Origin of the sequence: Gelidibacter japonicus (assembly GCF_010725055.1) — a bacterium.
Classification (GTDB): domain Bacteria; phylum Bacteroidota; class Bacteroidia; order Flavobacteriales; family Flavobacteriaceae; genus Gelidibacter; species Gelidibacter japonicus.
Genome location: NZ_BJKB01000002.1, coordinates 299,939 through 313,089 on the forward strand (window position 1 = coordinate 299,939; position 13,151 = coordinate 313,089).

Sequence of the window (13,151 nt, forward strand, 5' to 3'; positions counted from 1 at the left end):
TTTCATCCCGCCCCAAAAGCGGGATTAGTTCGACCGGCATACTCCAATGCGCCTTCGGCTTTTGGAGTATGGGTCTCACTAAAAAAACCTGACAGTCCCGATATCTATCGGGACTGTCAGGTCTGAAATTATATAATGTTATCTTCTATTTAAGCTAAAACCGCTTGTACTTTATCAGCAGCTTCCTGGAATTCTGTCGCGCTCAAAACGTCCAATCCTGAATCGTCAAGCAATTGTTTGGCGATATCAGCATTTGTTCCTTGTAAACGTACAATAATTGGCACGTTGATATTTCCCATATTTTTGTAGGCATCAATCACCCCCTGTGCAACTCTGTCACAGCGTACAATACCTCCAAAAATATTAATCAAGATTGCTTTTACATTGGGATCTTTTAAGATAATTCTAAATGCAGCTTCAACTCGAGCAGCATCTGCAGTACCACCTACATCCAGAAAGTTGGCTGGTTCTCCGCCTGCTTGTTTGATCAAATCCATAGTTGCCATGGCCAGGCCTGCACCGTTAACCATACAGCCAACGTTACCATCTAAATCCACATAGTTTAAACCTAAGGCACCCGCTTCAACTTCGATAGCATTTTCTTCACGTAAATCACGTAAATCCAAATAATCCTTATGTCTGTATAAGGCGTTGTCATCAATAGTAACCTTTGCGTCTACAGCAATGATTTTATCATCACTCGTTTTCAATACAGGATTGATTTCAAATAATGATGAATCAGATTTATCATATGCCGTATAAAGATTGGTTATAAACTTGGTCATTTCTTTAAAGGCATTGCCTTCCAACCCAAGATTAAAAGCCACCCGTCTTGCCTGGAACGGTAAAATGCCTACTGCAGGATCAATTTCTTCCGTAAAAATTAAATGTGGTGTCTCTTCAGCAACCGTTTCAATATCCATACCTCCTTCTGTAGAGTACATGATCATATTACGTCCGGTACCTCTATTTAACAAAACCGAAACATAAAATTCTTGAGTTTCACTTGCTCCTGGATAATAAACGTCCTCTGCTATCAAAACTTGATGCACCTTTTTCCCTTCTGCGGAAGTTTGCGGTGTTATCAATTGCATGCCGATGATTTTACCAGCAATTTCTTCAACTTCTTTTAGGTTTTTGGCCAATTTAACACCACCGCCTTTACCACGTCCACCTGCATGGACCTGAGCTTTGATCACGTACCAGCTCGTTCCGGTTTCGGTGGTCAATTGTTTTGCTGCTGCAACAGCTTCGTTGGCGTTTTTTGCGACAATACCACGTTGGATACGTACTCCAAAACTGCTTAAAATATCTTTTCCTTGATACTCGTGTAAATTCATCTTTAAATGTTTATTTTGTCATTTCCTCAATCCCAATAGGTATCACGAGGAATATTTTAAAATTGTCTTTAATTTCTTTCAAATATCCAAGAAATTAATGGCCACAAAAGTAATCAACATAAATCTTTTAACCAATAAATTTGAGTATTGTTTGCGATGATTGAATTCATTTTATAAGAAGTTGTGTCACTTTTGAGTATTTCTTTAGCTTGAATAAAAAAAAGGATTTAGCTTTACCGCGATTATAATTTAAATTTAAAAATGGAACAAAAAACCTTACTTCAGATTGCAAAAGACTTTGACAGTCCAGTTTACGTTTATGATACAGAAAAAATAGCAGCGCAATATAAACGCTTAACGGCTGCATTTAATAAGGTTAAAAATTTAAAAATAAAATATGCTGTTAAGGCCTTATCCAATATATCTGTACTAAAATTCATGAAAACCTTAGGGTCTGGCTTGGATACGGTATCTATTCAGGAAGTCCAATTAGGTTTGACAGCTGGATTTTCTCCAGATCAAATTATCTACACACCCAACGGCGTTTCTCTTGAAGAAATTGAAATGGCGGCAAAACTTGGAGTTCAGATCAATATCGATAACCTCTCCATTTTAGAGCAATTTGGGACCCGATATCCGAAAACACCTGTTTGTATCAGAATCAATCCCCATGTGATGGCTGGTGGCAACACCAATATCTCCGTGGGACATATTGATAGCAAGTTTGGGATTTCAATCCACCAAATTCCGCACCTATTGCGAATTATAGAAAACACAAGAATGAATATCAACGGCATTCACATGCACACCGGAAGTGATATTCTGGATATTGATGTCTTTCTTCATGCCAGCGAAATCTTATTTGACACCGCTTTAAATTTTAAGGATTTAGAATTCATTGATTTTGGATCAGGATTTAAGGTACCTTATAAAGAAGGCGACATAGAAACCAATATTGAAGAATTGGGTCAAAAATTAACGGCACGTTTTAACAGTTTTTGTAAAAAATATGGAAGGGAATTAACACTGACTTTTGAACCTGGAAAATTTTTAGTGAGTGAAGCGGGGGTTTTTCTAACAAAGGTCAACGTAGTTAAACAGACCACCTCTACCGTGTTTGCACAAGTTGACTCTGGTTTCAATCATTTAATAAGACCAATGTTTTACGGGTCAAAGCACGAAATTATCAATATCTCCAATCCTACTGGCCGTGAGCGTTTTTACTCGGTGGTAGGTTATATTTGTGAAACTGATACATTTGCCAATAACATCCGAATTAACGAAATTAGTGAAGGCGATATCCTTTGTTTTAAAAATGCAGGCGCCTATTGTTTTAGCATGGCCAGCAATTACAACTCCCGCTATAAACCTGCGGAAGTACTTTGGCACAATAAGAAAGCACATTTGATCAGAAAACGTGAAACTTTTGACGATATCCTAAGAAACCAAGTTGAGATTGATTTGAGTTAAAAAATTTTCTATCTGCGATTTGTTTTCCCGGCGGAATAGCAGAAACTTGCTGTATATATAAATGAAAGATATCGCAATCGGCATTCTCAATATAAACAACTCACAATGAACCAAATACCCGTTAAATTAATCCGTCAAATTTTTGTAATACTTCTCATTCTATTCATGGGAAGCCTGATATTTCGGGAAATGTTGCCATATCTTACGGGGGTTCTTGGAGCTATAACCATTTATATTCTTTTCAAAAAATGGATGGCGTATTTGGTCAAAACCAAAAAGTGGAACGCATCTTTGGCCGCCTTTCTTATCATGTTTTTATCTTTTATCGGGATCCTTGTTCCTCTCACAGGTATTATATGGATGTTGAGCAATAAAATTGGGAGAGCGGCAAATAATAGTGCACAAGTAGTGACCGCTTTTAAACATCAGTTGAGCATTGTTCAAGATTATATGGGCTTTGATATTGCTTCAAAAATTGATACTACAGCCATAACTGGATGGGTGTCCACAAATTTACAAAACGTGGTAGGTGGAACTTTTAATGCCTTCATCGCCATTGGCCTGATGTATTTCATGCTCTATTATATGTTGACCAACCGAAGGGAATTGCGTGAATCCTTAACAGAATATATTCCTTTAGATAAGGACAATCTAAAAGAAATAGGTCTAGAAGTCCAAGCCATGGTGCGATCCAATGCCATCGGAATCCCACTAGTTGCCTTGGCCCAAGGTATAATTGCCCTTATTGGCTTTTTGATTTTTGGTGTTCAAGAGCCATTTTTCTGGTTTATAATTGTTACTATTGGTTCTATGATTCCTTTTGTAGGAACGCTTGTTGGTATATTACCGGTGTTTTTAATTAGTCTTTCATCAGGTGAAACTTTTCAAGCTTGGGGTATTTTAATATATGGGTTCGTTGTGGTAGGTTCTACTGACAATATTATCCGGCTATATGTGCTCAAAAAGTTAGATGATGTCCATCCACTGATTACTTTGATTGGAGTTATTGTCGGTGTTCCTATTTTTGGCTTTATCGGATTGATTTTTGGACCCTTATTGATCAGTCTGTTTATGGCTTTGGTAAGCATCTACAGACGAGAGTACGGAAAACCGGAAACAGATACGGATACAGAAACAAAAACTCTTTAAATGGTTTTAAAAGCCTCATAAAATCATCGATTTTTAATTCTCTTAAAAAAAAAATCACTAAATTTAGCATATCGATTTTCCTCAGGTCTTTATATAGCATCCTACAAAGACTTATATGTTAAAACCTGTTATTGTTTTCATTACACTTTTCTTGAGTGCAGCGTTCTGCTTCTCTCAAAACAAAGCGCTCGACAGTCTGTCACAATTATTAGAAAAAGAAAAAAACAATCCCATAAAATTACAATTGCTCAATGAGATGGTTGATTTGGCTTTCCAATTTGACATGAAATTAGCAAAGACATACGCCAAACAAGGTGTTCTATTGGCCATCCAAACAAATGACAACGTGTGGCAACCCCAGTTTTACGAAATGCAGGGAAGGATGCACGCCAATCTCTTGGAATTGGATTCGGCATCCAGCAATTTCGACAAGGCCTTAAAAGGTTATACAGCAATAGACAATAAAAAAGGCCAAGCCACTACACTTTTTAAAATTGGATGGGTCCATAAACGCAGAGGCGAAATAGAACTCGCGCTCAAAGCAGATCTTGATGCATTAAAGCTCATGGAATCCATAGACGATAAATTGGGGATTGCCGGAGCCTACTCGAGAATTTCAGAGGATTTAAACAAACAGGGAAGGCATAACGAAGCTCTTGCATACGCACTCAGAACAATTGAGCTCTCTAAGAAGAATAAATTTAATGAAGAATTGGTTTACGCCTATACCTCAGCTGGAGACACTTATATGGCCATGGGCAATTTCAAAGCCTCCTATGATTATTTTGACCAAGCACTTACCCTGGCAAAATCACTTGGCTTTTCAATTTATGACATCATCAATTTCACCAATAATCGCGCGAATGCCCTGAAGCGAATGGGCAACTATGAAGAAGCTTTAAAGGAGTATAAAAGTGCATATGCCAAGGCAGAAGAAGTCAATTACGAAAATGCCATGTATGTGATAATAGCGAATTTGGGCGAAGTGAATCTGCTTTTGGGCAATTACGAAGACGCCTTAACATATCAGTTAAAAACCGTAGCCTTACAAGAAGCCGAAGGTGACGTCTCCAATTTGACCGAAAACTATGGACACGTGAGCAGTATTTATGAAAAACTGGGCAATTATCCGCGAGCATTGGAATTTGAGAGAAAAGCACGTGCCATGAGAGATAGCACTGCTAAAATGGAAAGTGACAAAACTATGTCAACCCTACTCACCCAGTTTGAAACGGAAAAAAAAGACGCCACCATCGAACTGCAGAACGCTACTATCAACCAACAGAAAAAAACCAAAGTTTTATATATTATTCTTTCCTCATTACTGACTTTTATTCTTTTTGGGTTATTCTATTACTACAAAAAACGCCAAAAAAAGAATCAAAAGTTGCAGCAATTAAATTTGGAATTGGACACTAAAAACAAACAAAACGAACTTTTGATCAAAGAAATCCACCATCGGGTCAAAAACAACCTCGAACTTGTCAAAAGTCTATTGGCCCTTCAATCGGAACAGCTTGAAGATTCAAAAACCAAGGAAGCAATGATCGCCAGTCAAAACCGTGTTCAGTCTATGGGAATCATCCATCAGAAATTATATCAAGGTGAAAATTTGAAGAGCATTGAAATGAAAGATTATTTTTTGAATCTCAGTGAAGGTATTTTAGACTCTTTTAACGCTGAAGATAAAGTGAAAATAGAATGTGCGATGGATCGTTTAAAATTGGATGTCGACACCGCCGTCCCAATTGGATTGATCGTAAACGAATTGCTCACAAATGCTCTGAAATACGCCTTTCCAGAGAATGGTAAAGGAAACATACTAATTAGTCTATCGCAATCATCTCCAGAGACATTGACCTTAAAGGTAGCAGATAATGGCATTGGTAAACGTGTAGCATCATCTGCAAAAGGAACCGGTTTTGGAACCCAACTGATTCAGTTGCTGACCCAACAATTGGAAGGAAATATGATCGAAGAATATGATAATGGCACCTCAATTTTGTTTCAATTTAAAACTAAACCCGCCGCATAATGGGACAACAAGTAAAGATATTGATTGTAGAAGATGAAATGGTCATTGCCTCCAATATCTCAATTCAACTTAACGCGTTGGGCTATGAAGTTACTGGAATTATTCCCAGAGGAGATGAAGCATTAAAGAGTATCAAACACAACCAACCAGATATCGTGCTGATGGATATCTCACTTAAGGGAGATATCGATGGTATCGACACGGTAAAGATGATGCAAAACGATTACGACATTCCAGTCATTTATCTCACGGCGAATGCAGATGACGTAAACTTTAATCGAGCAAAGACTACCCATCCCTATGCCTTTATCTCAAAACCTTTCAAAAAATTAGATCTTCAAAGAGCAATTGAATTAACCATTAGCCAAGTTCACTGTCGAGAGGACACCGAAAGCAATGCCACGATGGCCAATACCGCCCCGTTTATTTTAAGTGACTGTATTTTTGTACGACATCATGAGAAAATGGTCAAAGTCGATATTAAAGACATCTTATATATTGAGGCCGAACGCAATTATTGTCGCATTTATTCAAAAGACAAGGAATATCTTTTGGTCATGACGCTTAAAGACATGGATGAAAAATTGCCGCAACGTCATTTCATAAGAGTCCATCGCTCCTTCATCGTCAATCTTTCCCAAATTGATGAAGTGGCCACCAGCCATATCGTGATTGCCAGAAAAGCCATTCCCGTAAGCAAAGCCTTAAAAGAGGAATTGCTGAACAGATTGCACACCATATAGTAACATCCTTCTTCTTTTCTCTTTATATCTCCGATAAACCAATTAATTCCTTCGGACATAAATTAGGACGTTTCGTCCTACATCGGTTTGTTTTCACTGTGATTATCAATTATTTAGTTACCATATAATTTAGGATAACAACAATTAACCAAATAAATACAGTTACAATGAAAACTTTTAAAACCACCATCGCATTGGCAATCCTGCTAATACTTTCTTCAACAAATTCGAATTCTCAAAACCAATCCTTCTGGATCCATGCTGACCAAGTAAAACCCTCTAAACAAGCTATGTACGAACAAGTCACCAAAGACTTTATTGAAGCTTGTAAAAAACACGACCTGAAAGATTCTAATTGGTCAACAGCTCGCGTGGACGATGGCACCTATTTGAGCATTACACCAATTGCCAATATGGCCGATCTTGATAAAAACCCATTAGCACCTCTCATGGAAAAAATGGGAGAAGAAAAATTTAGGGATATCTTCAAACGATTTAATGAGTGTTATGACCAACATGGTGACTATATAGTCCATTTGATTTCAGATCTATCCTATATGCCCAATGGATTGACACCTGATACACCCGGGCAGAACTACCGTAAATGGCATTTTCTTTATGTTACACCTAGTAATGTAGCAGCGCTTAGATCAAAAATAAAGGAGATAAAAAACCTGTACGAAAAGAAAGGCTCAAAGGAATATTTTAGAATTTATCGGAGTGGATTTGGGACCATGGGAGATTATTTTCTTGCCACTGTTTCCGCAAAAGATGAACAATCGTATTCAATGACATCCGATCAAAACGATGTACTTCTGGGTGAAGAAGGTAAAAAATTATTCACAGAAATGTCAATGCTTTTAGACAGATACGAATTAAAAACTGGTGAAATGAAACCAGAGTTGAGTTATACCAACAATTAAAAAGCCAATCTCTAAATTTTGCCGAATTGTTATAGTACAAAGCTTTATAACCACATCAATGAATTTTTCAAATAATCATCAACAAAGTAAAAACAAAAAACGTCATGGGTAAAAAACTAATAGTAATAGGACTTGCAATAGCCCTCTTCACGGCTTGCAACGAACAGGCCACACGCTATACACAAAACTCGCCAGAGATTGAAACGGTTAAAACAGCCATTAATAACTACAATAATAAAATGTACGATGCCAGTATTTATGCAGATACGTCCAAAACCTATTTCAATACGCGGGATGGATTTATGTCTCCATCTGAAACTATGGCATATCACAAAGCAAATGATGCCAATTATTCCAGTAGAGGATTTAGGAACGAAGATCAGGAATATGAAATGGTAGTCACCGATGACGGAGAAACTTGGGTAAACTGTTGGTTGGATTGGGAAGCTATCATGGCTGGGAACGGCGAAGAAGTAAAGATGCCTATTCATTTAACCTATAGGTTTGTAGAGGGTAAAATTGTCAGGGAATATGGGTACTGGGACCCAACAGCAGTAGTCATGAACCTTCAGGAAATAGAGGCAGCCAAGAATATACCAGCTGAATAAAAGCCCTGACTACCAACATTTAAAGAGACCCCTCAAAAATCTGTAAGCTCAAAATATAAAGAGCTTCAAGAAGTTAAGAGTCCTTAAAGCAGGCAGAGCGGAATTGTGGAGATAGTTTATTGCAATTGTGTTTTTTAGGTTATTCGTTTTAGCGTTTTAATAGTTAGTCAACCTGACATAATTGCACCTGCCTGTATTTATTGGCTTAGCCTCACCGATTTCATTCCCATCGGAACGGGAATGCGAGTTTTTTTTATAAACAATCAACCAAAATTCCAGAGTCCTTCTTGATAGTTATTCGGACTCTAACAAAGTAAAGTATAACTAAAAGGAGACACCCGTTATCTCGGGTTATAAATATGAAAAAAGTAGGCATAATTGGCGGATCTGGATTTATAGGGAGCCATATCACAAAACAGTTTTTGGAAAATGGTTTTCAGGCGATAGTTTCTGCAAGAGACATATCCAAACAAGAAAAGTATCAACACTTGATGGAACTGCCAGAATCCGACCATTTATACATCAGTGAGCTCCATGTGGAAAATAAAAAACAATTAAAGGAATTCGTCAAAGATTGTGATATTGTCATCCATGGGGGCACTCCGTTTCAACTGGACGTTGAGGACCCAAAGAAAGAGCTTTTTGATCCAACTATAGAGGGTACCGAAAATTTCTTAGAAGTTGTTTCTGAATCACCATCCATCAAAAAAGTAGTGTTGATTGCTTCGGTTGCAGCATGGAATACGAACTTTCCTTTGCCAGCAGGCGGGAAATCAGCATCAGACCCCTTCAGTGAAAGTGACGCCCCATTTTTGAGTAAAGAAAGCCATCCTTATGCCCAAGCTAAATTCATAGCCAATCAACGAGTAAATGATTTTATTGCAGAGCATCCAAATCTCGATATTGAAATTACAAGTGTATCGCCTGTAGCCGTGTTTGGGAAGTCGATGTCACAAAGAGATGATTCTACATCAACAGGACTTCAGTTTCTAATCAAAAACCATCTTGCACCAAATCCGTTTGTACAAATGCTTTACGACACCAATGCAGAATTTGCGATTGTGGATGTTAGGGATGTAGCCGAAAGCATTTATAAAGCCGCTACCATTTCAGGATTACACGGTAAAAATTATTTGCTCTCCAGTGAAACCTATTCAGTATCTGATGTGGCCTTGATGCTCAACGGTCTGTCCCCAAACAAACAACCAAAAATAATTTATCAAAACAACATGGCACAACGCGATCTGGGGATGACTTTCAAGCCCGTCAAGAGGACATTGGCAGAATTTTAAAAAATCAACGAAAACCTGTTCGGTTGAAACAAATGGATCTAAAAAATCAAATATTAAAATGCAATACTAACCCGTTCGTCAATGCCGAACACAAAAATCAAAAATCATGAAAAAAATAGTCCTTATAGTAATGATGCTATCAGTGTTTATTAACTACGCGCAAAAAAAGAATGGAACCGTTTATATTGAACATCCTGCCATCGATGTTGTACATGAATTTGTAAAAGCCTCGGTTGCTGGTGACCGATCAAAAATGGCGAGCTATTTAACTAATGACTTTAAAGCTTACAACGGAACTTCCACCAATCAAAATGACAAGGGAATGGACAAAGAAGCATTCCTTAACAATCAAATGGTGTATCACAACCAATTGGATTATTATGCCATAGAAGATTTTCCAGGATCTTATGCAGATGCCATTGAATACAAAAAAGATAACCCAGATGGCGAGGTTTGGGTACAGACCTGGAATTTGCTAAAGGGGGTCCAAAAAAATACCGGTGTAAAAATTGACGCGGCAGCCCATAGGCTATATACACTTACCAAAGACAATAAGATCAAAATGATCATTAGCTACGGAAATGGAAGGGTCATTGACGAAATACAGTCCAGTTTTGCTGACAGAACCAACGGAACCATCTACAACCATCATGAAAACATCAATACCATTCGGAAAATGATGTATGCTTTTGAGAAGAAGGATTATGACAAGGCCTATAGTTTTTATGATGAAAAAGCAAGATTTTTGGACTCAAGCTCCCCCACTCTTGAAGGTAAATCTTTAGCTGAACAAAAAGTCATTGATAAACAAATTTTTGACAACTATGAAATTACAAGTGTAGATGTAGTGGGCTATCCCGATTATTTACATTATGAAATGGGAGATGCCCGGGTAGTCCAGTCCTGGTGGAACATTAACATTGTCCGCAAATCGGACAAAAAAGCAATCGTCATGCCTATCCATTATATCCACGATTTTAACAAGGAAGGAAAAATAATTTCGGAATTGGCCTATTATAACCCAAAGTTGTTGGATTGATCAACCAAGGACTTCGCGTTAAACTTCAGATTTAATCAAGAACCTTGGGGTCCGTCCGACCGGCAAGAGCGGGAAAACCAACGAAGTATGAATGAGGAATTGTTCTTTCAATGGAGTTCAGCCTCAGGGTGTTAAAACCCACCGGTAGGAATAAAATATAACAATGCAATTTTAATCAGTTTGTCATTGGCAAACACAAATTTAAACATTATGAAATTTTTGAATAAGAAATACCGATCGTCCCGACTTTTAGGGAACCAGCAAAACAACACTATTTGGGCGGTGAGTAAAAAATCAATCTTTACCATGCTTTTAATTCCCTTTTTGGCACTATCACAAAACAGCACAGAATACGGCGTTTTCGAAAATGCAATATTAACGCCCAATCCCGCTCAGGTAACACAGTTTGAAAAAGGCCTTGCGGCGCACAACAAAAAATACCATGGTGATGGTCCTTATGGCGTACGTGTGTATTGGATTAACAACGGACCAAAAACTGGAAGTTATGTTTGGGTTATGGGTCCTTTTCCTTGGAGCTCTTTAGATAATAGACCTGCTCAAAAAGAAGGCCACGATGCCGATTGGAATATGAATGTAGCGCAGTACACAACAACTGAAAGTGGCACCCAGAGTTACTGGCGTTTTCAGGCTGAAATGTCAAGATTCCCCAAAAACTTCACCATTAAAAACATGGAAGTAGATTACTGGGATGTTAAGCGTGGCAAAATGGCTGAAGCCAAAAAATTGGTTGAAAAAGTACATCAAGTATATGTTGACAAAAGTCCCGATGAGACCTATGGTATTTATACCAATGAATTTCCAAGCACCAAGGAAGGGCGCGATTTGACGGTAATTTCATTCTATGATAAATCGGCTTGGTTGGGTGAGGACCATGGCTTTGTCACCAAATATGAAAGCGTATATGGAAAAGACAGTTGGGGGCAATTTTTAAACGATTGGATGGCTGTTACCGATGGTGTTGAAACTGAACTTTGGATTTTCCTTCCTGAGCTTAGTGGCATTAGTGGCGTAGTTGATGTCTCAACACGAAACTGATTGTTGAATTTCTAAAATGTACTTGATCTACATTTTACCAAAAACTAAAATCATGAAATCGGATCATACCCAATGGAGCAAGGAAGAACTGAAAATTTACATCCTTCTATGTTGCGCAAAGGGAGATCAGGTTGAAACAAAGGAAGAAATCGACTTGATAAAATCCAAAACTGACCCAGAAACATTTGAAAGGTTGTACAATGAATTTTGTGGTGACGACGAGGATAGGTGCTTTGAGAAAATTGACGATGTCATCGGGAAATATCCTTTCTCTCCATATGAAATTTCAGAAATCAAAAAGGAGGTTATGGAAGTTTTTAATTCCGATAAGAAATTTGAAATGAAGGAACGGAATCTGTGCAAAGTGTTTGATAATATGTTGTATTAACAAAATCAATTATCACAACCATTCAAATGAAAAAACTATATATAAATCGTTTGTTGCCATGCTTTGTACTCTGCTTGATGGTGCAAAGCAAATGTATGGCGCAAAATTCTGAAAACAGGAAGGGAAAAATTCCGACCAAAAATCAAGTTTGGACACAAGATGAGGAAGATGTCAAGGCAACCATCGAACAATTCCTAATCGTTGCAGGCAATTACAACCTTGATGCCATGGCAAACATGATGGCAGACAAAGCCAGCCTGGCAATTGCAAGATTAAGAGATGGCAAGTGGACGACTGAAACGATGTTGATAGAGGATCGTTTAGCAGCTGCCAAAAAAAGCGTCAATCGGCCATATTTTGAACCAGTAAATGAATATACAATCCACGTCAGCGATGGACATTTGGCTTTTGTAAAAGCCGATGCCGTTTTACATGCTTTTGGAGTGCCACTTTTGCACAACATCGATTATTTCACATTGATAAAGGAAAACGAGGTTTGGAAGTTTATTAATATTTCGTTCACCTCAACCCGTATTCCAGAAGCGGAAAGAATCTATGACCCAATCATCTTTGCCAAAAGTTATGCCCAAGTTTGGTGCATTCAAAATCCAGATTTTGTGGTTTTGTTCTATGCCGAAGATGGTTCGCTTAATATAAACAACGGCATTGCCTCAGTTGGAAGAACTGCAATTGCAAAAGATGCCAAAGCCTTTATGGATGCCTTTCCGGATGATATGATTGTCGCTTTTGACAGGTTGATACAAACCTCCAAAGGAATAGAGTTTCACTGGACCTTGACAGGAACCAATTCAGGCATTAAGGCCAGCCCGATAAAGTCATTCTGGCGAGGCACTGGAAAAAAAATAAACATCAGCGGTTTTGAACTTTGGCAACTGAATGAGAATGTGCTTATCAAAAAGTCCATAGGCACTTTTGATGCCGATGAATATAACAGACAGCTTAATTATATTATAAAAAATCAAGAACCTCGGGGCCCGTCCGACCGGCACGGGCGGGCAAGACCACAAAGTATAAATAAGGAATTGTCTTTTCGATCAAGGTAAGCCTCGGGATATTAAAACCTACTGGTGGGAATTAAAATTATCAA

The 13,151-nt window shown here is 38.1% G+C and carries 11 protein-coding genes and 1 pseudogene; 11 read left to right on the plus strand and 1 reads right to left on the minus strand.

Annotated features, from left to right (window positions below; translation table 11 throughout):
• Positions 1-149: 149 nt before the first annotated feature.
• Positions 150-1,340 carry an ADP-forming succinate--CoA ligase subunit beta gene (gene sucC / locus G6N06_RS03225; protein WP_163514620.1) on the minus strand — a complete coding sequence of 397 codons (1,191 nt, stop codon included), beginning with the start codon at positions 1,338-1,340 and terminating at the stop codon, positions 150-152.
• A gap of 258 nt (positions 1,341-1,598) precedes the next feature.
• Here sucC and lysA point away from each other — a divergent pair.
• From lysA to G6N06_RS03280, 11 genes and pseudogenes are all read left to right on the plus strand, one after another.
• Positions 1,599-2,810: pseudogene (gene lysA, locus G6N06_RS03230) on the plus strand (diaminopimelate decarboxylase); the annotation flags it as partial.
• A gap of 105 nt (positions 2,811-2,915) precedes the next feature.
• Positions 2,916-3,959 carry an AI-2E family transporter gene (locus G6N06_RS03235; RefSeq protein WP_163514622.1) on the plus strand — a complete coding sequence of 348 codons (1,044 nt, stop codon included), beginning with the start codon at positions 2,916-2,918 and terminating at the stop codon, positions 3,957-3,959.
• A 115-nt stretch (positions 3,960-4,074) separates the two neighbouring features.
• The gene (locus G6N06_RS03240; protein ID WP_163514623.1) at positions 4,075-5,994 is read left to right on the plus strand and encodes a tetratricopeptide repeat protein; all 1,920 of its coding nucleotides are present in this window, start codon (positions 4,075-4,077) and stop codon (positions 5,992-5,994) included.
• Positions 5,994-6,737, plus strand: coding sequence for a LytR/AlgR family response regulator transcription factor (locus G6N06_RS03245; RefSeq protein ID WP_163514624.1), 744 nt, complete (start codon positions 5,994-5,996; stop codon positions 6,735-6,737). The genes G6N06_RS03240 and G6N06_RS03245 overlap by 1 nt, the downstream gene beginning before the upstream one ends.
• 167 nt (positions 6,738-6,904) lie before the next feature.
• Complete coding sequence (locus G6N06_RS03250; RefSeq protein WP_163514625.1) at positions 6,905-7,660, plus strand: hypothetical protein; 756 nt, start codon at positions 6,905-6,907, stop codon at positions 7,658-7,660.
• Between the two features lie 104 nt (positions 7,661-7,764).
• A complete protein-coding gene (locus G6N06_RS03255) occupies positions 7,765-8,268 on the plus strand; it encodes a nuclear transport factor 2 family protein (RefSeq protein WP_163514626.1) in 504 nt (167 codons plus the stop codon).
• 359 nt (positions 8,269-8,627) lie between these two features.
• Entirely contained in the window at positions 8,628-9,560 is a 933-nt protein-coding gene (locus tag G6N06_RS03260) for an NAD-dependent epimerase/dehydratase family protein (protein ID WP_163514627.1), read from the plus strand.
• Between the two features lie 106 nt (positions 9,561-9,666).
• Positions 9,667-10,599, plus strand: a complete 933-nt coding sequence (locus G6N06_RS03265) for a nuclear transport factor 2 family protein (protein ID WP_163514628.1) — start codon at positions 9,667-9,669, stop codon at positions 10,597-10,599.
• Positions 10,600-10,809: 210 nt separating this feature from the next.
• On the plus strand, positions 10,810-11,655 hold the full coding sequence (locus G6N06_RS03270) for a hypothetical protein (protein WP_240337956.1): 846 nt from the start codon (positions 10,810-10,812) through the stop codon (positions 11,653-11,655).
• 52 nt (positions 11,656-11,707) lie between these two features.
• Positions 11,708-12,043 carry a hypothetical protein gene (locus G6N06_RS03275; protein ID WP_240337957.1) on the plus strand — a complete coding sequence of 112 codons (336 nt, stop codon included), beginning with the start codon at positions 11,708-11,710 and terminating at the stop codon, positions 12,041-12,043.
• Positions 12,044-12,069: 26 nt separating this feature from the next.
• Positions 12,070-13,107 carry a nuclear transport factor 2 family protein gene (locus tag G6N06_RS03280; protein ID WP_163514630.1) on the plus strand — a complete coding sequence of 346 codons (1,038 nt, stop codon included), beginning with the start codon at positions 12,070-12,072 and terminating at the stop codon, positions 13,105-13,107.
• Positions 13,108-13,151 lie beyond the last annotated feature (44 nt).